This is a genomic window from Sesame phyllody phytoplasma (assembly GCF_018390775.2).
Lineage (GTDB): Bacteria > Bacillota_I > Bacilli_A > Acholeplasmatales > Acholeplasmataceae > Phytoplasma > Phytoplasma australasiaticum.
Window position 1 is genome coordinate 13,272 of record NZ_JAHBAJ020000004.1, and the last position, 23,367, is coordinate 36,638.

20 protein-coding genes are annotated in these 23,367 nt (G+C 20.0%); 11 read left to right on the forward strand and 9 right to left on the reverse strand.

The window, feature by feature from the left end:
* Positions 1-67: 67 nt before the first annotated feature.
* Positions 68-724, reverse strand: a complete 657-nt coding sequence (pgsA, locus tag KHD59_RS00685; protein WP_213680361.1) for a CDP-diacylglycerol--glycerol-3-phosphate 3-phosphatidyltransferase — start codon at positions 722-724, stop codon at positions 68-70.
* Between the two features lie 992 nt (positions 725-1,716).
* On the opposite strand from pgsA, the gene KHD59_RS00690 reads away from it, so the two are divergent.
* The 8 genes from KHD59_RS00690 to KHD59_RS00730 all read left to right on the forward strand — a co-directional run bounded on the left by KHD59_RS00690 (position 1,717) and on the right by KHD59_RS00730 (position 9,138).
* Positions 1,717-2,589, forward strand: coding sequence for a hypothetical protein (locus KHD59_RS00690; RefSeq protein WP_213680362.1), 873 nt, complete (start codon positions 1,717-1,719; stop codon positions 2,587-2,589).
* A 347-nt stretch (positions 2,590-2,936) separates the two neighbouring features.
* Complete coding sequence (gene ligA, locus KHD59_RS00695) at positions 2,937-4,949, forward strand: NAD-dependent DNA ligase LigA (RefSeq protein WP_213680363.1); 2,013 nt, start codon at positions 2,937-2,939, stop codon at positions 4,947-4,949.
* Between the two features lie 17 nt (positions 4,950-4,966).
* Entirely contained in the window at positions 4,967-5,305 is a 339-nt protein-coding gene (locus tag KHD59_RS00700; RefSeq protein WP_004994785.1) for a holo-ACP synthase, read from the forward strand.
* A 209-nt stretch (positions 5,306-5,514) separates the two neighbouring features.
* Positions 5,515-6,030 carry a hypothetical protein gene (locus KHD59_RS00705; protein WP_152908763.1) on the forward strand — a complete coding sequence of 172 codons (516 nt, stop codon included), beginning with the start codon at positions 5,515-5,517 and terminating at the stop codon, positions 6,028-6,030.
* A 207-nt stretch (positions 6,031-6,237) separates the two neighbouring features.
* Positions 6,238-6,564, forward strand: a complete 327-nt coding sequence (locus tag KHD59_RS00710; RefSeq protein ID WP_213680364.1) for a sigma-70 family RNA polymerase sigma factor — start codon at positions 6,238-6,240, stop codon at positions 6,562-6,564.
* A gap of 428 nt (positions 6,565-6,992) precedes the next feature.
* A complete protein-coding gene (locus KHD59_RS00715; protein WP_238120205.1) occupies positions 6,993-7,187 on the forward strand; it encodes a hypothetical protein in 195 nt (64 codons plus the stop codon).
* A 39-nt stretch (positions 7,188-7,226) separates the two neighbouring features.
* Positions 7,227-7,565 (forward strand): hypothetical protein, encoded by a 339-nt coding sequence (locus KHD59_RS00720; protein ID WP_238120207.1) that lies wholly within the window; start codon positions 7,227-7,229, stop codon positions 7,563-7,565.
* A 1,231-nt stretch (positions 7,566-8,796) separates the two neighbouring features.
* Positions 8,797-9,138 carry an SVM family protein gene (locus KHD59_RS00730; protein WP_004994795.1) on the forward strand — a complete coding sequence of 114 codons (342 nt, stop codon included), beginning with the start codon at positions 8,797-8,799 and terminating at the stop codon, positions 9,136-9,138.
* Between the two features lie 1,304 nt (positions 9,139-10,442).
* On the opposite strand, the gene KHD59_RS00735 is transcribed toward KHD59_RS00730, so the two are convergent.
* The 4 genes from KHD59_RS00735 to KHD59_RS00745 form a co-directional block, all read right to left on the reverse strand.
* The gene (locus KHD59_RS00735) at positions 10,443-11,144 is read right to left on the reverse strand and encodes a hypothetical protein (protein ID WP_193622185.1); all 702 of its coding nucleotides are present in this window, start codon (positions 11,142-11,144) and stop codon (positions 10,443-10,445) included.
* Positions 11,145-11,729: 585 nt separating this feature from the next.
* Positions 11,730-11,858 carry a hypothetical protein gene (locus tag KHD59_RS02495; protein WP_255884533.1) on the reverse strand — a complete coding sequence of 43 codons (129 nt, stop codon included), beginning with the start codon at positions 11,856-11,858 and terminating at the stop codon, positions 11,730-11,732.
* A gap of 62 nt (positions 11,859-11,920) precedes the next feature.
* Complete coding sequence (locus tag KHD59_RS00740) at positions 11,921-12,655, reverse strand: SVM family protein (RefSeq protein WP_213680365.1); 735 nt, start codon at positions 12,653-12,655, stop codon at positions 11,921-11,923.
* Between the two features lie 1,452 nt (positions 12,656-14,107).
* Positions 14,108-14,644, reverse strand: a complete 537-nt coding sequence (locus KHD59_RS00745; RefSeq protein WP_213680366.1) for a hypothetical protein — start codon at positions 14,642-14,644, stop codon at positions 14,108-14,110.
* A gap of 1,473 nt (positions 14,645-16,117) precedes the next feature.
* Here KHD59_RS00745 and KHD59_RS00750 point away from each other — a divergent pair.
* Complete coding sequence (locus tag KHD59_RS00750; protein WP_213680367.1) at positions 16,118-16,276, forward strand: hypothetical protein; 159 nt, start codon at positions 16,118-16,120, stop codon at positions 16,274-16,276.
* A gap of 909 nt (positions 16,277-17,185) precedes the next feature.
* Here KHD59_RS00750 and KHD59_RS00755 read toward each other — a convergent pair.
* From KHD59_RS00755 to KHD59_RS00765, 3 genes are all read right to left on the reverse strand, one after another.
* Entirely contained in the window at positions 17,186-17,383 is a 198-nt protein-coding gene (locus KHD59_RS00755; RefSeq protein WP_213680368.1) for a hypothetical protein, read from the reverse strand.
* Between the two features lie 728 nt (positions 17,384-18,111).
* Entirely contained in the window at positions 18,112-18,588 is a 477-nt protein-coding gene (locus KHD59_RS00760; protein ID WP_193622223.1) for a hypothetical protein, read from the reverse strand.
* 394 nt (positions 18,589-18,982) lie between these two features.
* Positions 18,983-19,309 (reverse strand): hypothetical protein, encoded by a 327-nt coding sequence (locus KHD59_RS00765; RefSeq protein WP_193622222.1) that lies wholly within the window; start codon positions 19,307-19,309, stop codon positions 18,983-18,985.
* An 805-nt stretch (positions 19,310-20,114) separates the two neighbouring features.
* Here KHD59_RS00765 and KHD59_RS00770 point away from each other — a divergent pair.
* Complete coding sequence (locus KHD59_RS00770) at positions 20,115-20,567, forward strand: effector protein (protein WP_193622122.1); 453 nt, start codon at positions 20,115-20,117, stop codon at positions 20,565-20,567.
* Between the two features lie 1,354 nt (positions 20,568-21,921).
* On the forward strand, positions 21,922-22,575 hold the full coding sequence (locus KHD59_RS00775; protein WP_193622123.1) for an effector: 654 nt from the start codon (positions 21,922-21,924) through the stop codon (positions 22,573-22,575).
* A gap of 580 nt (positions 22,576-23,155) precedes the next feature.
* Here KHD59_RS00775 and KHD59_RS00780 read toward each other — a convergent pair.
* Entirely contained in the window at positions 23,156-23,323 is a 168-nt protein-coding gene (locus KHD59_RS00780) for a hypothetical protein (RefSeq protein WP_213680369.1), read from the reverse strand.
* Between the last annotated feature and the right edge of the window lie 44 nt (positions 23,324-23,367).

Genomic DNA, 23,367 nt, shown 5'->3' on the forward strand with positions numbered 1-23,367 from the left:
TCACCTCTACATATATCATTTTAATAAAATTTAACGATATTATCAAAAATATAATTTTCTATAAAAATTAATTTTTAGAATTAAAATTCGTATAAATTAATTTAAAATTTTTTAAAATATAATCCATACCAGAAACAATAATTATAAAAATATTCAAAATTAAAATAATATTAATAAAAAAATACATTTTTAAATTATATCTTGGAAATAATTGAAAACAAAAACGTTCTAATTGAGCAGATAAAAGCATTATACTAATGGAAATAAAATTTAAAAAAGTTTTTAATTTGCCACCAAAAGAAGGAGTCATAATATGCTTTTTTTCAAAAGCTAATAATCTAATACCCATAACAATAAAATCTCTTATAATAGTCACGATTAAAAAACTTAAAACATAATTAACAATTTTTTCATTATCTTGATGTAATAAATTATTATTTTGACATAAAATTAGTAAATAAAAAGAAGAGATAATGACTAATAATTTATCCGCTATAGGATCGAAAAATTTTCCAAAAATAGTTGTTTGAAGAAATTTTCTCGCAATAAAGCCATCTAAATAATCAGTTATAGATGCTACTAAAAAAATAATATTAAAATAAATTTTAAAAATTTCAATTTCGTGTTTTAGCAACTTTAAATATAAAAAGGGTAGCATACAAAAAACTAAAAAAATACGAAATATCGTTAATAAATTGGCTGTTTTTTTAATTATATTTTTCATATTATAATAATCTTTCCCAACATATAAAACAAATTATCCAAAAATAAAATCTTCTTAATTATATTTCAATATACTATCACAATTACTAAAATATATTATAAACGTGCAATTTATTTGAATTATGTTTTGATTTTTTTATTGACAATATAATCTCTTATCTTATACCTATATATAATTAAAAATTATTGCATCGATAAAAATGCATTGTTTTTTTCAATATACCTACTTAATTTAAGCTAAAAATATTGTATTTTTATTAAAAAAAGAAAATATTTTGTATTTATTTTTTTATATATGAGGCAATTATAATTTAAAAATTTAATTATAATAATCATTAAAATGTCGAAAATCATTTATGATTTGAGATTTTAAGTATTATAAATAATTATTAATTATGATTATTCTTTTTAGATAAGTTCCGATTTTAATTAAAAAAAATTATTTTATTTTTTTATACCAAAATAAATTTTAATAATTTGATTTTCAATTATATCAATCAATTTAATTTTAATTACCTATTAATATAAAATTAATACAAATAGATATTTTAATATAAAAATTTTAAAATTATTAATAATTTTTTTTAATAACTAACTTAACTAATAATTAAAATTATAATGCATTAAGACATAAATAAAAAATAAATTAAATATTATTTTAAAAATTTTAAACATAATTATTCATATAATGACTACATAAATGAATTTTTTTAACTAATAATATAATTTGAAATAATTGCCTCCATAAAACATTTTAATCGCATTTAGTATACTTTTGAAAAAATTAAATTTTAAAATAACTAATATTTATTATTATATTATTTTTTGTTATAATTAGATTGCGTTTGTTTAAAATTTAAAACATTTTATCTATTAGGATTGTGTATGGTTTGTTATCGTTTAGTATAGGATTGTGTATGGTTTGTTATCACAAATTAAGTTTATTTTATTATATTTATATAAATAATCAGAAAGTGAGATAAACTCAAACAAATGAACTCCAATAACGAAAAAAACACCACATTATACAAAGTATTATTATTTTTTATTAGTTGTATAATTTTATTAGGCCAAATGTTTTTTATTATGAATGTATTAGCTCATAATGAAGAAATACAAGAAGAAAATGAAAAATTAAAAATTAATAATCAACAATTAGAAAGTTATAATAAAATTAATCAAAATAAAATATCATTACAACCTGTAATAAACTCTTTAAAAGATAATATAAAATTACAAACAAAATTCTTTCGACCAAAAACAAAAAACTTCGATGCTTCTTTGCAAAAGTTAACTGATGAAACTGTTCAAAGTGTTATAGTTTTTAAAAATAATAACGAAGAAAAAATAGATCATATTGAATATTTTAACAAATTCGGAGAATTAATACGTAAAATCTTTTTTGATGATAAAAATAATGATTATAACAAAATAGAAGAATATCGAGATAATAAACTCTTTAAAATAATTACTTTAGATGAAAATAATCAAACAGAATTCATTACAATCTATAATGAGGATAAAACAAAGACTGAAATATTAAATGTATATGACCAAAAAACTAAAACTTTCATACCGTTTCACGTTATGAGATATAATGATAAAAATGTTTTACTTACAATGAATAAATATAGTGCAAATAATCCTGGTCAAATAGAAGAAATAATTTTGTTCGATAATAAAGGAGAAATGACTAAAATCTATCATTATACCGATAATAAATTGAAGTCTATAAAAGAATTAAACACTATTATTCCTGAAGAAACTTTAGTTAAAACAAAAGTTTTCCATTCAGAACAAGAAGCAGAAGAATTTGTGTCAATTGTCGAAAATAAACGTTATACAAAAGATACTGAGGCTATATGATAAAAAATTAATTTTATTAAATAAAAAAATGACAATTGACAATTAACTTCATAAATATAAAACACTGTTAAAGTTAAACAAAAAAAGATTACTTAGAAATATCTTCATTTAATTGATTATTTCATGTAATCATGTTTTACAGTATAAAAGTAAAATATAAATATAGAAATCTATAATATTAAAAATAATATTTTCGCATATGCATATATTAAAATATGCATATTTTTTTTAATATTATATAATATTTTTTTAAAATTAAAATATCATTTAAAAAATAACCCAAAATTTAAAATATCAATAAATCAATAATAAATTACAATTTTTAATACGGATAATAGATAAAAAATATGTTAAATATTATAAAAAAAATTCAACAATTAACTAAAAAAATAAATCAAGCTAATCACGAGTATTTTAATTTAAACCAATCTTCTTTAACTGATCAGCAATATGATGCATTATTACAAGAATTAATATATTTAGAAAATAAATACCCACAATTTAAATCAAAAGATAGCCCTACTGATAAAATAGGTAGTTCTTTAAGTGACAAAAAAATACCTAAAATAACTCATAGTAAACCTATGTTATCATTAGAAAATGCCTTTGATATTGCGAAGGTAAAAAAATTTTATACAAGAATAAAAGAAAAGTATCCTCATTGTAATTTTATTACAGAATTAAAAATAGACGGTATAGCTATTAATTTAAAATATGAACAAGGCGTTTTAACACAAGCTACTACAAGGGGTAATGGTTTAGTAGGGGAATTAGTAACTCATAATATTAAAAACATTAAAGATATTCCGTCAAAACTTTCACAACCAATAAATTTAGAAGTAAGAGGGGAGGTTTTTTTTAATTATGAAAATTTTCAAAAATTAAATCAACAACATAATAGAGAACAAAAAAAATCTTTTGCTAATCCGCGTAATGCGGCTTCTGGAACTGTAAGATTATTAAATGCTAATATTGTTGCTTCAAGAAACTTATCTTCTTTTTTTTATAATATTGTATATTCATCCTTGATCGTTAATAGTCAACAAGAAGTTTTAGAATTATTAAAAAAATTAGGTTTTTCTGTCAATCCGCATTATAATATAATTAATTCTTGGTCTGATTTAACTCACTTTATCAATCATTATATTGATTTAAAATCATCTTTAAATTATGATGTAGATGGTATTGTTATAAAAATAAATCAACTTGATTTATATCCACAAATCGGTTACACTAATAAATTTCCTAAATATGCTCTTGCTTATAAATTTAACTCTATTACCGGCGAAACTATAATTAAAAATATTTTATTTTATGTCGGAAGAACTGGAATAATTAATCCTGTAGCAGATCTAGTACCTATTATTATTGATGGCAGCACAATATCACGTGTAACATTACATAATTACAATTATATACAAAATAAAGATATTCGTATTAATGATAGCGTAATTATTGTAAAATCAGGTTCTATTATTCCTAGAATTATTAAAGTAATCACTCATAAAAGAGATGCATCTGTTAAACCTTTTATAATGATCACGAAGTGTCCATCTTGTGATACATTATTAAACAAAGACAATAATGGAATTAATTATTTTTGTATTAACCAGGAATGTAACGAACAACAATTACAAAAAATAATTCATTTCGCATCTCGAGAAGCTATGGACATCAATATTTTAGGTTCCAAAACATTAACAATTTTATTTCAAAAAAAAATTATCCAAAAAATTTCGGATTTATACAATCTTAAACAACATAAACAAAAATTACTAAAATTGCCTTTTTTTGGCATTAAAAAAATTAATAATATTTTAGAAGCTATAGAAAGTAGTAAACAAAAACCTTTCGATCGAGTTCTATTTGGCTTAGGAATAAAACATGTTGGTAGCAAAATTGCTCGGATTTTAACTCATAAATTTTATAATATAGATAATTTAAAACAATCTAAAATAGAAGATTTAATAAATATAAATGAAATAGGACCAGAAATCGCAGATAGTATACATAATTTTTTTAATGATGCAAAAAATATTAACGAAATAATTCAACTAAAAAAACATCAATTAAATTTTTCTATACAAAATAATATAAATAATATTAATAATAATTTCTTTAATAACAAAAAAATTATTATTACAGGCACATTAACAAAATATAAACGTTCACAAATAACTAAAAATTTAGAAAAATTAGGAGCTTTAATAGTGCATAATTTATCCCAAAAAACTAATTATTTAATTTGCGGAAAAAATTACAGTGAACAAAAAATAGAAAAAGCTAAACATTTAAATATCACTATTATTCAAGAATCAGAGTTATATAAAATTTTAAAACAAACAAACAATCAAATATAAAAGGTAATAATTAAAAAATGAAAAATATTGGTATCGATTTAATTGAAATTAATAAAATTGTCAAAATCGGATTAAATTCAATATCTCATCGAATTTTATCTACTCAGGAACATCACATTTATAAAAAAATAACCTCATTAAAAAGTAAAAGTTTTTTTTTAGCAGGAAGATGGGCTGCAAAAGAAGCCATCTTTAAAACTTATAAAAAAGGTAATTTAACTAATAATTATTGTGATTGGTCTATACTAAATGATAATACAGGAGCTCCTTATATAATAGATAAATACAGTAATCAATTTATGATATCTATTACTCATACTGATAAATATGCTTTAGCTTTAGTAATTATGTTATAATATTAAATTAATTTACAATTAAACCAATATAAATTAACAAAATAGCATCTTATTACAAGTATTATTACCAATAATTAATGTTATAATTAAATTGTAATTCGGAGTTATTCTTCCGTTTAACAAGATAATCATTCCTATAAAATAAATAAAAAATAATAATTTTTCATTACAAAAATAGAAAGGGTTATATTCTGTTTCTAAAATTTTGTTTGTTGTGTAAACAAATTAAAAAAAAAATTGCTAAAACTTTAAATATTAGTTATAACATGTTAAATTTTGCCATTAACATTACTTTGTTAGTGCTCGTAATAATTTGGTTTATGCAAATTATTTTAGCAGAAATGCAAATAAATTTAGGTACGAAATTATCTTATAAAGATTTTTCAACTCAATTAGAACAAAATAAAAATATCACATCTATAAATATTCAAGATTCAGGTAACAATTTTTTTAATAAAGATTCTTATAAAAGAATTGAAATTAAAACTAACCAAAATAATGTTTTTTTTACAGATACAGATGAACCACTTTATATCAAAATGTTAAGCAAAATTTTTATTTTACTTGAAAATAACAACAATATTAATTTGAATTACAAAACTAAAACTAATCATTTAAGTAGCTTGTTATTATCTTTATCAATTTTATGCGCCACTTTAAACGGAATTAATTATTTAATGCCTAAAAAAATTAAAAATTGGTTTAATGATATATTACCTTCTTAAAATGGTTACCAAAGATGCCTAAATTTCGTGATATCGAACTAATAACCAGGGAAGATCGCACTGAACCCCAAAAGTATTACAATTAATAAATCTGTTAATCATGTTCAAGATCAACTTTCTTAGTTGATCTTTTTTTATTTTTTAAAAGAAATAAAAAGAGATTTTTTTATGCTTATCTTTTCTAATTTATTTTGGCAAAGGCATAATATGGAAAGAAAAGTTTTATTTTTACTTTTTTTAAAAAATAAAAAAAATATGCAGGTACGTTCTCAATTAATTGGACTTCATTATCCATTGGTTAATAAAATAGTGAAAAAATTTAACTATTATCCTCGCGTTTTAACTAAAGAAGATTTATTTCAAGAAGGATTGTTAGGTTTAACGAAAGCTCTCGATTATTATCAAGATTTAGGTTATGATTTTCTCGCTTATGCTCGACCACATATTCAAAAAGCGATCTCTAAAACCATCCGTAAAATTAATGGTTATTATGGCCAATTAATTGATAAAATTGATCAAGCTATTGATAAATAAGAAGAAACTATTAATAATTACCATGGTTTAAAACAAGATTGGGAAAAAGAATTAGAAAAATATGAAAAAGAACTAAAAGACCTTTATGAACAAAAAGACTTTACCCAAAAAGCCAAAGAAAAAATCAAAGAAGCTTTAGAAAAAAATGAAGCTAAAATTAAAGAAATAAAAGAAAATTTAGATCAAAATGATAAAAATATTACTATCTTAAAAGGAAATTAGTCCAATTAGAAAAAGACAAAGAAACTAAAGAAAAAGAAATTAAAGAAAAAGAAGAACAGTTAAAATTAGCTTCTCCCGATGATAAAATTAGATTACAAGCGGACATCGATAAACTCCGAGGTGAAATTTCAGAAATAGTTGGTGAAATCGGTAAAATCAAAGTTCAAATCAAAAATTTAGAAACAGACCAAAAATACTACCAAGATATGTTAAATCATGCTGAAAAATTAAAAAAAGATTTAGAAAACAGATTTGAAACTTTAACAAATGATGAAAAATCAATATTCAAACAAATCCAATCAGTCGAAGAACGCCGTATTGAAATCCAAAAAGAAATCGAGGAAGTCGATATGGAAAACTTGAAGAAATCAAACTCGAAAAAACAGTATATCAAGAATTAAAATCAAAATATCAAGAAATGTATAATCATGCGCTAATTTATGAAAAAAGAGAACGAATTATCATTAGGAAATGTGGTTAAATGGGGTTTTAAAGCTTTTGATAAATTTACTGACTTATTCCCAGCTAAATTTGGTCTGAAAGTTATAGGAAAATCAGTTACTTTTACATGTAAATTCGTCCAAGGTATGTCAAAAACTACTTTAGTTCTTCGCGAAGGCCACCGTTTATATCACATGTTTATAGAAACAATTAACGAAAACAATGAACATCCAAAAATGATTACCAAAGAAGATTTAGAAATGTATAGTAAAGACATTAACCGTGATTTAGCCAAACTCGATGCCGACTACAAAGATTACGAAAAGAAAAAAAGATGATCATAAACTTCGTCTTAACCAAGATAATTTAAAGAATGAATGGAAAAACTCTGAAAAATTAAATGAAAGTATAAAAAAATAATTTGTAACTTGGATTGATGAATATGGAACCATCGCCAAAAAATTAGAAAAAGAAAGAGATAAAGTTTCCGACACTGACAAATTATATGAAGACAAAGCCAAATTAGAAGAAAAATTAGAAACTAAAAGAGAAAACGTGAATATTATAAAAGAACAATTAAAACAAAAAAATCCAAATTACGCTCGTGCACAACAACGACTACAAGCAAAACGAATTGGCAAAATTCCTGAAATCATTAGTTTAACAAATTAATAATTATTTTATTTAATCATTTTATTAATAAAACTGTATAATAGTGATAATTAAATATAATAATTATCACTATTATTAAGAAAGGTTATTCTAACAATGAATAAATCAAATTTTTTGGAAAAAAATGGTTTTTTTTATATTCCTTCTTATCATTTTCGGACTTGTTTTTTGTTATTTCTGATTTCAAAATCAAAAAGAAACAACCTTAGCGTCTTCACCAGAATCATTATCAGATTCATTACCTTCTGAAGTAATCCCCCACTTCTCCTAGGACAAAACGTTCTCTGGAAGAACCACCAATCCCTAAAATTCAAACAACTGCTGCTCGTTTAGAACAAATTAAAAATTATCTTTTTTGAACCTATTAATCCTACTTTATTACCATCTGATTTATCAGAAAGAGAACGAAATTAATAAACTTAAAAAGAGTTGGGGATTGGATTTAGGTTATTTAAATGAAAAAAAGATGAAATTAACGAATATCAAAATAAATGTGATGAATACCAATCGCAATTAAATTCTCTTCAACCTCAAATAGAATCTTTAAAACCACAACAACAAAAACTAGAGAAACAACGAGACGAAAGACACCAAGAAGTTAATAGATTAAAGATTGATAGGAAAGCTAACGAAGATAAAATCGACAAACTTCCAAATGAAATTTCGGAAATAGTTAACGAAATTGGCAAAATAAAAGTTCAAATCAAAAATTTAGAAACAGACCAAAAATACTACCAAGATATGTTAAATCGTGCTGAAAAATTAAAAAAAAGATTTAGAAAAAGGATATGAAAGATCCGAAAAACAATATAAAAATTTAATTTATTCTCAATTAAACGAACTCTACGAAATTACCTCAGCTAAGGGATAAATAAAAAAAAGGAGTTATAAGCTAAAATGATGCAAATAAAAAATAAATTATATTTTTTACCATTATTTTTAATGAGTTTTTTAGGATTATTCCTGTTAATTAATATTAATCCAGTTATAGCCGCTCCCGAAAAAAATGATAAAGGTAAAAAAATCGCTTCCTCTGAAAAACAAGAAAAAACAACTAAAAAAGATATATCACAATATTATGAATTATACAATACTCTTGAAAATTATTCTGAAGAAGATCGAAATAAAATTATTCAAATGTTATCAGATTCGCAAACATTAAAAATCTTACAAGAAGAAGCGCTTAAGTCTAAAAAAAAAGGTTCTTCTTCTAAAAAGCCTGATGATTCTAAAAAATAAAAATTAAAATAAACTATTATTTTTGTTTAAGACCCTTTCTGAAGGGTCTTTTTTTGTTAATATATTTTTAATATAAATGTTTTTTTATGTTGTTATAAATATTGAAACCACAATAAAAATAAAAAAAATTTTATTTGAAGATTTGTAAAAAGAAAATACATTAAAATAAATATAAATTTTCTTTGTTCATTTTTTACTTTTTGCTAAATTAATCTTAGCTAACTTGTGTTGGTTTGTTTTTTCTATAAGTTGGTTGGTTTCGATTTTTTTTTATGTTCAATTCTAACAAATTTCGTGGTGAAAAAGAAAAATAGAACCTCGGCGGAGGTTCTATTTTATTTTATGTTTCATATTTCTCACATCATTTCGCGGTGTATTAGCGTCTTCGAAGAAAGAATGTTTGCAAAAATCAACAAATTTATGATATTCAACAGTATAAGAAAAGAATAATAAGTAAACAATTTAACTATTGACAACATGAAGTTAATATTTAATAAATCACAAAATATAATAAATTAATCTTGTTTAGAATTTTTTATTATTATCATTAATATGATTTAAAATTCTTAATTAATAAGAAGTAAAATAAAATATTTATTACGCATAAAATAATTATGAAGTACATTCTACTATATTGTTGGAATAATAATTTCCATATTTGATTATTAATCAAATAAAGATTTTTTAAATATTGTTTAATTAAGTTAATAATTTTTTTAGAAAAAGTTAATTGTTGTTCAGATATTTTATTATAGAAATATGTTTTTTTTAACATTCTTTTGTAAAATATATTTTTATTTTGTTGCATAAGATTCAGAAGTTTTTTTAGCTTCAGTTAAATCCGAGATAGCTTGGATATCTACTAATTGTAATGATTTGTTCCCGATCCCCGATGACTTTATTTTTAGCAGTTTCTAAATTATTTTTGTCAGTTTCTAAAGTATTTTTTTTGAGTTAAATCATGTATTTCTTGATCTTTTTTGGCGATCTGTTGATTTAAATCTGTTTTGTCATGATAACGATTCTATTTAATTGATTTATAATTTATAAACTTATTTATAATAATTTAATGAGTTAACTATATCCTTTTACAAAATGAAATTTTTTTAACTTTCTAAAATGCAAATAGTTATTTAAAAAAATATTAAGTTGAAGTGTATAAATAAAAATATATCCTCCGATACAAATAAAAAATAATTTCTTAATATTATAATTTGGTTAATGATATCACAATGACTAAATATTGAGGAGGGGGGGCATCAACTTCATTATAATATACTCTCTTTGTATAAGAGATTCTTGCTTTAATTATTAAATATATTATTTTTTTGGTATAAATTATTGTAATAATATCTACTAAATCTTAAATTCCATTGTTTTATAGTTTCAAAATCAGCATCATTTATAATATCATTTATTGTTTCCCAATTTATATTATCTATATTTTCAGACATTTTATAGTCGGTACTTAAATTTAACATTTCATCTTTTTTTTGTAATGATAAATTATCTATATTGTTTTTATTAAATACTATATATATTTGTTGCGGCGATAAATTTATAATTCGCAAAATTTCATTTAATAGTATTTTTTCATCATTATAAAGTTTATATTTAACAAAAATCAAATGAAGTTTCTTTATAGTTTCATAATCAGCATTATTTATAATATTATTTATATTTTCCCATTCCTCAGATACATTTAACATTTTGTCTTTTGTTTGTGTTTTTAATATTTGATATATTTGTTTCGGTGATAAATTATTTATATCTTCTTTATTTAATTCATTTAATATTATATATATTTCACGAGGAGATAAATTAATTATTTCCAAAGTTTCGTTTAATTTTCTTTTTGTATAAGATAATTTTAATGCTTGTTTTAAAGGTGCTAATTTGGCATTTACTTCATTCTGGAACAAATCTATAGTTTTAAAACCTAACATAGCTGCGCTAATTTGGGCCATTAACAAAGTATTTTTTAAAATATTTTTTACAAAATCCACTATTTATACATACTCCTTTATTTTTTTATTACACAAATTTATTAATAAAATAACATGATATTTAGGCCTCTTTAATACCCTAAAATCTTTATAATAATATAAATCAAAAAAGTTATAAATAAAAAAATTTATCTCACCAAAAACTCCCTCCTGCAAGGGAGTATTTGGATTAATAAATATGTTTTTTTATAATATTAACAACAATATTTTATTAATTATTTTCAAAGTTCTTCGTAAATACTTTGTACTTCAATATTTATAAATGAATATTGTTTAATGAAATTATGTAATATTAAATCATCTTTTATGTGCGCATTAATTTTTTCTTTTAATTCATTGATAATCGTATCATTTTCTTTTTCTATAATAAGCTCTGAATCATCACTATCATATTGTAAATCGATGTTTTTTCTTTAATCTTAGAACTGTTTCATTAATTAAATCATCTAATTCTAAATTTGTTAATTTTAAATTTAATTTTTCCTTGAATTTTGCCTGAATAGAAAAATTTAATGCTGGATGATACAATTTTAAATCAAGTTGGTTTTTTGATTTTTGAGCTATTTTTTCAATAACAAAATCATATCATTTTAAATCCTTAATTTTATTGTTTAAATCTATAATCATTTCTTCGGTAATTGCATTATATAAATTGTTATAATTTGAATTTAAATGTGAAATGAATATTTCTTGTAATTCTGGTATTAACTTCATTTACTAATGGCGAGATTCCAGGTTTTTTTGATTGATAATTAAAAAAAGATTTTAATATTTTTTCATTTTATGAATCCTAATTCTGATAAAATTGTTTGCATTTTCATTTCTTGTTCATTATAATTGATTAATTGTATTAAATTTTCATATAATTCACAAAGAATATTTTTTTTATCGTTACCATCTGGTAATGTTTGTATTTCTTGTTCAATTTCTATCATACGATATCTTATTTTATGAATAGTATTTTGAATTTTTAATATTTTTTCTTCATTAGTTGGATTATTTTCAATTAAATTTGAATCACTTTTTTCAAAATTATTCGAATTCATGACTAAAGCTTTATTATGATTTGTAGTAAGCTCAATTAATTGTAGTAAATTTTGATTTAATTCAAAAAGTATATTCTTTTTAACCTTTTCGTCGGATAATTTTTTTATTTCTTGTTCTATGATTATTATTTGTAAAGCTTTATTATGATTTATAGTAAACTCCATTAATTGTAGTAAATTTTGGTTTAATTTATAAAGTATATTACCTTGAATATTTTCGTCTGGTAATTTTTTTATTTTTTGTTCTATAAATATTATTTGTTGTTTATTTATATCAATTAAATTTTTAATTTTTAATATCTGTTCATCAATACTTAAATGTTTTTCACTTAGATTTTGATCAATTGTTTCAGAATTATCCGAATACATAGCTATAACTTGATTCTGATTAGCTATCAATAATAATCCTAAAAAAATAAATAAAAATGATGGTAATAAAAATAATTGTTGTTTTAACTTAATCATTTAATTAAAAAAACCTCTTTTTTATCTTATTTTAATCCTCAAATGAGGATCGTTTATTAAGAAAATTAATTGGACAAAAAAAATAATATTTATTACTCATAATTGGCTTCCCTATTTCAAAAAAATAATAATAAATTTTAAAAATTTTTTTAAACAAATAATATTATTTTAAGTAAATCATTATATAATAAAAATTTTTTAATATATTATATTTCTAACAAATTATAAATAACAAAAAACGTTAATTAAAAAACTAGAAAATAAAATTTAATTTTAGTTAAAAAACGATAATTTTTTTATTTTAATATATATTATTTTTTATTAAATGTTTTTTAAGTTTACACTCAATCTTTATTATACAATTATATTAATTAAACGCTAAATTAAAAATTATTGATTCATTTATTTTTCATTTTAAACTTATTCTATTTTCAGAAATAATAAACGTTTAACCAGTCATATTTTTATTTTTATATCTTCTTTGATGAATAAATATTTTATTTTATTGAACTTCAATTTTTTTGTTTTTGTTTATTTTTTTTATTTATGTCTTTGATTATCCGAGACACAAATGAATATTTTTATGATTGAATATAAAATATACTTAATAACTATTTAATAATTTTTTTAGAATAATTTTAAAATATAATATTCTTTTTTAAATTGCAAAATAATAATTTTTTGGAAAAAAATTTTAATATAATATTTATTTTTTTAATTGAATTGTTTTAAAATAAAATATAAATTCTTAAATCGATTTACTTTTATTTTATTTTTTTAATTTAATCAATATTAATCTCATCATATTTTTGCTATTGAAATGAAAAAAATTTAATCATAATCCAATTTATTTATATCATATTCCAAAAAGATTTTATATCATGACTTTAAAAAAAAGTACTTAATATTATAGAGAAATATTTCTCTTTTTAATATAATTAATCAAATAAATACTAATATTAAATAAAATAAAATTATTTATTTTTAACAAAGTAAAAAGTAATTTTGATATAGTTGAACATGATATAAATTTTTTAGTTCAAAAATTGTTCCTAATGTCATTTTTAATTATCTTATTTAAAAAAAACAAAAAAAGATCAACTAAGAAAGTTGATCTTGATCATAATTAACAAATTATTAATTGTAATACTTTTGGGGGGCGCAGTGCAAAGTCATTATTATTTATTAGTGACAAGATTCCAGATTTTCGCTGATAAACCATCCCATACAAATCAAGTATATTAATAGACTATAGACTGTTCGCTTATATTAATTTGCGATATAGGTTAGCTTATTACATTTTCTTAGTTTATTAAGTCGTTTCAGATTTGCCCTCAGAATCATTCAGTGGCGGCATCATCTTCTTGAATAACTACTTCGTCGCAAACTGCTTTTAAAAGTTAATTCTAAAATTTATATTTTTGATTCAATTTATTATTTAAAATTAATTAATTATAATATATTAAAGAATAAACTAAATAATTGTTTTCGATTATCAGCCATTTTCATTTGAATATCTTGTAATAATCCTATCTGATATGAAGAAATATATGATGTTTGCATATTGTTACAAATCGAAAACATTTTTTGATTCATGTCAGAATATTCTTGGTCTAATTGTTTTATTTGTATTAAATTAAGTTCTAAATTAATTAATTTAATTTGTTGTTGTTTTAATTGCAATTGTTGATAAGTTATTATTTGTTCGTTTATTTGTCTTAATTGATTAAATAAATTAGATAATTGAGCATGTTCTGTATTTTCTAAAGAATTACTAATTATTTGATTTAATTGATTTGCTTGGAAAAATAAATTTTGTAATGGGTCGTTATAATTTGTATAATAATTAGGCGCATTATAATATGTTAAATTGTTATTCATGGCTAAAATAATATTCTTATTCGTATTATAATAAAACAATAATCCTGCAAAAAATAAAAACAATAAATTAGTTTTAAATAAAAAGTTTTTTTGTTTTAAATAAATCATATTTTTATTAATTTTCCTTAATTAATTTTAATAATAAATAATACCTACAATATAATTGTACCTATTTTTAATAATATTTTTAAATAATTAATAATTTTATTAATGAAAAATTGATCTTATTAATTAATCTAAAATAATAAAAATTAAAGTTTTATTTATATTAATAAACAATAATATATGAACAATAAATTTTAATATTATATAATATTTTAATTAAAAAGATTATTATAAAAGTTTCAATTAATTTATTTTTATGTTTATCAGGAAAATATACATGAATATATAATACTCTTGAATCCGATTTCGAATTATTTTATATATTACTTCTTTACATTTAAAAGTAAATCATTTAATTTGATATATTTTTGATTTAAAATTTTTGTAGTTTTTAAATTTTTGCTAATACAAAAATTTATTTAAAGACAACTTATAGAAGATATATAAGATATACTTTTATTTATATGATAAATGTTAAAGCGAATATTATTTTAATAATCATTATTTATTATTATAATTATTTTTATTAATAAACAGAAATAACAAATATAAAATTAATAACATTATTTTTAAATTGATTAACTGTTAATTTTAACATAATAATATAATTTCATGATTTAATTTAATATTTAAAAATTTTTTTTTAATTTTATTGAATAAACCGGTTATTATTATAAATGCAAAAAGAGTTATAAAAATTTTATATAGAAATTATTTTATATTATTAAAAAGGTAATATATAAAATATTAGATAAATTACGCTGTAATTCTAATAATATTTTATTAATCTGCCAATAAACAAAAAAGATCAATTTTAAAGTTGATCTTTTTTTAAAGATAATCGGAAAAAACTTTATAAACAAAGTTAATTCCATATCAAGAAAGACGAAATTAATAAAATTTTTCAATTATTAATAAGATTATATGGATAGAATATTTGCGTTTCAACATCAAAATTGGTATTTTTGATATCTATTACAAACAACCGGAAAAGCAAGTTTCCAAGCATCCGGCTTGCCATAATTTATCTTCTTTTGAGCACTAATTTGGTGTCCACTTCATTAGTTGCAATAAATTATACTGACTTCTTTTGCCCTATAAAGGTCGTTAACCTTTATCTTGGGAGGGCGATTAACTTAATTATTCCAAATTAAGTTTTACTCCTCCGACTACTAAAAAGTCGCTTTATTTAAAACAAAAAAACTTTTTATTTAAGCTAATTTATTGTTTTTATTTTTGCAGGATTATTGTTTTGTTATAATACGAATAAGAACTCTGCACAGCCATGAATAACAATTTAACATATTATAATGCGCCCTAATTATTATACAAATTATAACGACCATTACAAATTTATTTTCAAGCAAATCAATTAAATCAAATAATTATTAATTCTTTAGAAAATACAGAACATGCTCAATTATCTAATTTGTTTAATCCAGTTAAGACAAATAAACGAACAAATAACATCAACAATTGCAATTAAAACAACAACAAATTAAATTAATTAATTTAGAACTTAATTTAATACAAATAAAACAATTAGACCAAGAATATTCTGACATAGAATCAAAAAATGTTTCGATTTGTAACAATATGCAAACATCATATATTTCTTCATATCAGATAAGTTAATACAAGATATTCAAATGGCTGATAATCGAAAACAATTATTTAGTTTATTCTTTAATATATAATTAATTAATTTTAAATAATAAATTGAATCAAAAATATAATTTTAGAATTAACTTTTAAAAGCAGTTTGCGACGAAGTAGTTATTCAAGAAGATGATGCCTGCTGAATGATTCGGGCGATCTGAAACGACCCAATAAACTAAAAATGTAATAAGCTAACCTATCGCAATTAATATAAGCGAACAGTCTATAGTCTATTAATATACTTGATTTGTATGGGATGGTTTATCAGCGAAAATTGGAATCTTGTCACTAATAAATAATAATGACTTTGCACTGCGCCCCCAAAGTATTACAATTAATAATTTGTATTACAGTCAAGATAACTTTCTTAGTTGATCTTTTTTGTTTTTTTAAATAAGATAATTAAATATTGTGAATAATTTTGAACTAAAATTTATATCATGTTCAACTATATCAAATTACTTTTTACTTTGTTAAAAAATAAATATTTTATTTTATTTAATATTAGTATTTATTTGATTATATTAAAAAGAAATATTTCTCTATAATATTAAGTACTTTTTTTAAATTGATTAACTGTTAATTTTAACATAATATAATTTCATGATTTAATTTAATATTTAAAAATTTTTTTAATTTTATTGAATAAACCGGTTATTATTAAATGCAAAAGAGTTATAAAAATTTTATATAGAAATTATTTATATTATTAAAAAGGTAATATATAAAATATTAGATAAATTACGCTGTAATTCTAATAATATTTTAGTAAATCTGCCAATAAATCTAAAAAGATCAATTTTAAAGTTGATCTTTTTTAAAATAATGGAAAAAACTTTATAAACAAATTATTCCATATCAAGAAAGACAAATTAATAAAATTTTTCAATTATTAATAAGATTATATGGATAGAATATTTGCGTTTTCAACATCAAAATTGGTATTTTGATATCTAAAACAACCGGAAAAGCAAGTTTCCAAGCATCCGGCTTATAATTTATCTTCTTTTGAGCACTAATTTGAGTGTCCGCTACATTAGTTATCTTGATATGACTACGCCCTATAAAGGTCGTTGGCAACATCTTACGGGAGGCGACCAAATTAAGTTTTACTCCTCCATTTAAAAATCGCTTTATCCTTGAGCTGTAACCTTTCGTATGGTGTTTGTAACTAACTGCTAGGAATTCAAATTTTTCTAAATGTCGACATATTCATAAGAAGGAAACCACCATTATATAAGAAAGCAGTGAGATTCCAGGTTTTAATTGATAAACTGTCATACGGATCCAAATGTATTGTTTGGCCTCTGGACTGCTCGTTTATAGTAGTTTACGACAGGTTAGCTTATTACATCTTAGCTTCTTAGGCCTTTTTAGGCTTTCCATACAGGATCATTCGGTGGCGGTATCTTCTTGACTAACTGCTTCATCGCAACCCGCTTTTTAAAAACTGCTGTAATTCCTTATTGTTTCCTTTAAGGAACCGTTCTTAGCCTGTCAGTATTTATCGCACTGGTGATTGGTTCAATCACCACTCGATATTTAGGCCTCTTTGGCGCCTTAAGTAATCGATTAATCAACCTAATATTAAACAATGATAATATAAATATTTTATATAATAAAGAATTGTTGTTTTATTAAGTAATTTTCGAAAATTTTAATTATTTTTTTAATTTCGCATTTCTTAATAGTTTTATTATTTAATTATTAAAAGGATAATCCCATATAAAGCGTTTAAATGATAAACTATTTGTATTTTGTATATTTGTGTTTGATCTTTGCTTTATTCTTTTGATTCTTCTTGATAATTTTTAATTTTTTTCTGAATATTCAATTAATCTTTTACATTGATCTTCATAATTTTTAATTTCAGCTTCGATTTTGACTATTTGCTCTGCCCATTTTTTCTGTTTACATCTTAGTTTAAATGATTGATTTCTTGTCATAAACTTATTTTCTTTAATTAAGTTTTTTTTATTATTTATTTTTTGTTGTAATTCTTCTTTTTGAGAATTTAATAATGTAATTTTAAATTGAAAATCGGCATATTTTTCCGATTCTAATTCATTAATTAAAGTTTGTTTTTGATTAAGCAAAATAGAAGGTGTGAGTTTTTTGTTTTTTGGCTCTTCATCATGCTTAGACTTTTTCTCTACAGAAGTAGATAATATTTTTTCCTTACCAACATTATCCATTTTTTTATAAAAACTAATGATAATTGCCATTATCAACAATAGTAATATAATTATAATAATCTGTTTTTTTTGGAAAAATTTTAATTTATTCATAAATATTAATGATCTTTCTAAACTATATAAAAATTATTTTTTCATATTTGATTAATTTTTTTGTTTTAATTGGTAAATTTTAATTTCAAATATAAAATAATCCATATAATCAAAAAGACTTTATATATTTGAAAATTTATATAAAATAAACAACAATAAATATTAATCAATAATGAAATGTTATTAATTAATAACTTTAAATTTATTAAAATTAATAAAATTGTTGATAAATAAAAATAACTTTTATTTTTTAATTTATCAAAAATTTTTTAATTTAAAAAATATTACGAAAATATAATTGTTACTACAAAAGAATATTCAAAATATTAAAAAATTTTTAAATTTTATAAAATAAATAATTTTTTTTATAAAAAATTTTAATTCACAATATTATTTATTCTATTTTTATAGATGCTAAATGATTTAAAAAATCATATTTTTTTATTTTTAATTTTTTTGCATTTAATAAAGATTTTTTTTCAATTATTTCGGATTTTTTTATATTTTTTAGGGTTATCGATTCATGCTTTTGAATCTCATCGTTTAACTTTAAAACAATTATTTTTCTGATTGTTTTTAATTTAAAAATACTGTTTGGATGTATCACTTTTATAGCAAAAACTTGATTATTTTTAATATTTATGTAAAACACACAAACTAAAAATATCCAAAAAATTAAAAAAATATTCAATAATTTGTTTTTATTAACATAAAAATTCATTTTTAACCTCTTTTTTGAAAAACAATTTATTTCCGATAAAATTTTATCAAATAAAATACAATTATTTTGAAAAAAATTAAAATTTTTAATTTTAATTATAAAATTAAAAAATTAATTTTAAATTTTAAATAATTTCATACAATATAACTTTAATATAATAATAAAATTAATAATTTATATTAATTTAAATATTAAAATAAATGATTATTATTTTAATTAATATTGGAATTTTGATATCGCTAATCGAAATTTAGTAAAAATTATCTAATTGATATCGAATAAATAAAATATATATTTCACATTTTTATTATCGATTAATAAAAATAAATAATACAATTCATCAATTTAATATAAAACTAATTTATAAACACATCAACCATATTCACTTATTTTTGATAAAAATCAAGACAAAATTAACTTTATAACAAAAAACAAAAATAATTAATAAATATGATATATTTTTAAAATCAAAAAATAAATTATAATAATTAATGTAACAGTAATATTATTTATTTATTATTTTTAGTTTTAAATTATATAATGTAGATGTATTATGATTTAATATTTTATATTATTAATTCAATGTTATTAATTTAGTTTTTATTATTATAAACCTATTAAAGTTGTTATTATTTGGATTAAATTAAAATATAAAAAAAATTATAATATTGATTAAATTTAAAAAAATATAGAATATTGGTTTTTTAAAACTAAACAAATTTTATTATATTAAAAATTTTTAAATATTAATTAAAAAAATTTATAAATTATTTATATATTCAATTAGAAAGTTTTTTCGAAAAATATGAAATTAAATTCGACAAAAATTAAAATAAATATAATATTTAATTTAATTTGTTTGTGTATAATTTTTTTACTTTTAATATTGATACATAATCGTAAGTCTAATTTAGTTTATGCCGGTCAAATTTATTCAGAAGTTAAAAAAACAGATTCTTCAGAAATATTATTCGATGCTTCAGAAAAAAAAATCGAAATTTTAAGAGCAAAAATAGATAACTTATCAATAAAAAAAACTGAAATATCAAAAGAAATAGATATGATAAAACAAGCATTATTATCTAATTTAAAAATTAAAAATAAATCTAATATTAACGTTTCTCAAAATTTTTTAAGATTTCAAAAATCTTTATTAACGAATAAATTATATACTCTTAAACAAAATATAAATGAAATAAATTTAGAACAAATAGAATTAGAATCTAAACTAAAAAAAATTATATTATTAAAAAAATAAAATAATTTATCTAAATAACCTTTTTAAAATTAGTTTCACTTTAACTTAATAATAATTAAATAAAATAATTTATAATGAAAATATTTTTATATTATTTTTTAAATCAAAAATAAGTATACATTTTATTTTTTAATTAAATCTCCAAAATAAATTCAATTAAAAAGTCTTTTTTCGAAGGTCTTTTTATTTTAATTTATATAATTGGATATAATAAAATTAATTTAGATTGTAAATAACAATATTATACTAGACGCATTCTTTCTCTTAATTAATAGTATTTATATTAAATTTAATAAATTTGAACATTTTTGTTAACTTTATATAAAAAAATATAATTAATTTTAAGTTAATTTTAATTTTTTCAATTTCGTCAATTATTGCGTTAACTTTATCTTTAATTTGGGAATTTTTTCCCTTATTATCTTTTATATCAAATCGTTTTAATTTATCAATGCTTTGTTGTTTTGCTTCTCGTTGTTGTTCTAACGATAATGTTGTTTATTTTAATTCATCTATTCGAGATAGAATCAAAATTTGATATTCATTAAATTTATCTTAGTATCGATTAATAAAGTTGTTTTTTTTAGATAAATCTAAATAATTGTGCCGATTTGATTTTATTTTAGGAATGTCTTTGTGTACTCTTGTTAATAAATCAGATAATAAAGAAGGATGGTTATCAGATTTTGTAAAACGATAAGTTTTAATTAGTTCTAATCTAGCAGTAGTAATTTTAGGTTTAATAATTATGTTATAATCTTTGATTTTTTAAGTTTTTGTAACTATTGTTGCGGATATTTTAAAAGCTAAGATTTTTTTTTGAATAAAATGAGGAAGTTTTTTGGTTTTATTGCTTTATTATAAACTTGATTAATCACAATGATCATTACTACTATAATTGTTATTACTAACAACAAAATAACAATCATATCAGTAATTTTTTTGGCAAAAAACTTTTTTATTCATGAATTTCTTAAACTTTCTGATAATATAGTAAGACTATTATCAAATCTGAAATTTTGAATATATTACCATTATATAACTTTAACAAGAAAATATTAAATAAAAATAGTTATTAAATTGAATTTAATAAATATTCATTCATGATTAATTAATCAAATTTAACATATTTTGATTTATTGTTGTTTTGCGTAACGCAATGGGCACAGGTATAACTAGGATTTTTTTGCGGCATAATACCTGATATTTAATTATTTATGAATATGTAATTAAATTACACGTTTTTTAAATTTGACGTGGTTTTTTAAAAACCTAAATATAAATTATTTTATTTTTTTTATGTTAAAATTTTTAATAAAAATAAATTTTAATTAGAAATTAAATAATCTAACAAATGAATAAAAAGATAAATAAAAAAATATTAATAATATTTTTATTGCTTATTTCTATTTTAATATTCTATTATATTTTAATTATTAATAAAAATAACTTTTTAATATTCAATAATCTCAAAAATAATAACTTAACTCATATTTTTAAAACACTCCAAAAACAACCAAAATCTGAATCTAAAAAAGAAGATAATTTAAAAATTTTAAATAAGTATCATAATTTATTAAACTTTATAAAAAAAATTTATTTAAAATATCAAAATGAAATTAAAAAAATTAATAATAAATTAAATTTACATCAGAAAGATTATTTAATTTTAAATAAGGAATTGCATCATTATAAAAATTTAAAAAAAGTTTTTAATAAAAAAATAGATCAGATTACAACAGAATTAGATCAAAAAAAACAAATATTAATGAAACATAAAATTTATTCTTTTAAAAAAGCTTCTTTGATGATAGACGAACAACAGCTTCAAGAATTTAAACAAAAAAATGATGACATGAAGAAGATAATACAAGCAAAAAAAGAGCAAATACAAAATTCAAAAATAAAAATAATTGACTTAGAAAAATATAAAAATATTTATTATAAAATACTATATGATTTAAGTAAGTGTCAAAAAAATTTAAATATCGTGTTTTCTAACCAATAATCAATGGCAAATAAACACTAAAGAGTTAAGAACGGTTTCTTAAAGAAAACAATAACAAATTACAGTAGTTCTTAAAAGCGGGTTACGACAAAGTATAGTTAGTAAAGGCAATTATTATACCAAATAATTCTAAGAATAAGCCACAAATACCTAATAGGCGAAACAATGTAATCCGTAAACCTAGCTTACAAATCATTAAAACTGAACACTCCGTAATCTATCAATTATATTATTTAAATATTGATTTATTGATTCAAAAAATGGAAATCTTATAGTTTTCACAGTGTTTAATTATAATACATCTCAAAAGTATTAAAATCTAAGTTAATAATGATTAAGATCAACTTTCTTAGTTGATCTTTTTTTTAAAAGACATAAAGATATATCTAAATCTTATCTTTTCTAATTCATTTGGTAAAAAAGTAATAATAATAAAAGCTTTATTATTGTTTTTTTTAAAAAACAAATCAAAATTATTTTTGTTTTGTGACTGTTTTTTTCCCTGATAGATCACATATTTTATCTAATTTATATAAATTTTGAATATGATAACAAATCCATTATTAAATTATTTTATATCTTAATCTAATGTTTTTTCTAATCGTTCAAAACTTTCATACAATTCTCTAAAACTTTGGTGTAATGCTTTATCCTGATCTTTTTTTATAAAATAAGTAGGAGTACCAATAATTACGACCCAAATAATTAGAAAAATAATTTCTTTTATTAATTTTTTTAAATTATTCATATTATAAAAACTCCTTTGTTTTTTTAGTTAATAAGATATTCATT

What these genes read in the sequence shown, in the direction of transcription:
- KHD59_RS00755 (WP_213680368.1), bottom strand. Translation starts at nt 17,383, where the DNA reads ATGTTGCCAACGACCTTTATAGGGCGTAGTCATATCAAGATAACTAAT.
- KHD59_RS00775 (WP_193622123.1), top strand. Translation starts at nt 21,922, where the DNA reads ATGAATAAAAAGATAAATAAAAAAATATTAATAATATTTTTATTGCTT.
- pgsA (WP_213680361.1), bottom strand. Translation starts at nt 724, where the DNA reads ATGAAAAATATAATTAAAAAAACAGCCAATTTATTAACGATATTTCGT.
- KHD59_RS00730 (WP_004994795.1), top strand. Translation starts at nt 8,797, where the DNA reads ATGATGCAAATAAAAAATAAATTATATTTTTTACCATTATTTTTAATG.
- KHD59_RS00780 (WP_213680369.1), bottom strand. Translation starts at nt 23,323, where the DNA reads ATGAATAATTTAAAAAAATTAATAAAAGAAATTATTTTTCTAATTATT.
- KHD59_RS00715 (WP_238120205.1), top strand. Translation starts at nt 6,993, where the DNA reads ATGTTAAATCATGCTGAAAAATTAAAAAAAGATTTAGAAAACAGATTT.
- KHD59_RS00720 (WP_238120207.1), top strand. Translation starts at nt 7,227, where the DNA reads ATGAAAAAAGAGAACGAATTATCATTAGGAAATGTGGTTAAATGGGGT.
- ligA (WP_213680363.1), top strand. Translation starts at nt 2,937, where the DNA reads ATGTTAAATATTATAAAAAAAATTCAACAATTAACTAAAAAAATAAAT.
- KHD59_RS00690 (WP_213680362.1), top strand. Translation starts at nt 1,717, where the DNA reads ATGAACTCCAATAACGAAAAAAACACCACATTATACAAAGTATTATTA.
- KHD59_RS00740 (WP_213680365.1), bottom strand. Translation starts at nt 12,655, where the DNA reads ATGATTAAGTTAAAACAACAATTATTTTTATTACCATCATTTTTATTT.
- KHD59_RS00700 (WP_004994785.1), top strand. Translation starts at nt 4,967, where the DNA reads ATGAAAAATATTGGTATCGATTTAATTGAAATTAATAAAATTGTCAAA.
- KHD59_RS00745 (WP_213680366.1), bottom strand. Translation starts at nt 14,644, where the DNA reads ATGATTTATTTAAAACAAAAAAACTTTTTATTTAAAACTAATTTATTG.
- KHD59_RS00770 (WP_193622122.1), top strand. Translation starts at nt 20,115, where the DNA reads ATGAAATTAAATTCGACAAAAATTAAAATAAATATAATATTTAATTTA.
- KHD59_RS02495 (WP_255884533.1), bottom strand. Translation starts at nt 11,858, where the DNA reads ATGAAGTTAATACCAGAATTACAAGAAATATTCATTTCACATTTAAAT.
- KHD59_RS00710 (WP_213680364.1), top strand. Translation starts at nt 6,238, where the DNA reads ATGGAAAGAAAAGTTTTATTTTTACTTTTTTTAAAAAATAAAAAAAAT.
- KHD59_RS00765 (WP_193622222.1), bottom strand. Translation starts at nt 19,309, where the DNA reads ATGAATTTTTATGTTAATAAAAACAAATTATTGAATATTTTTTTAATT.
- KHD59_RS00760 (WP_193622223.1), bottom strand. Translation starts at nt 18,588, where the DNA reads ATGAATAAATTAAAATTTTTCCAAAAAAAACAGATTATTATAATTATA.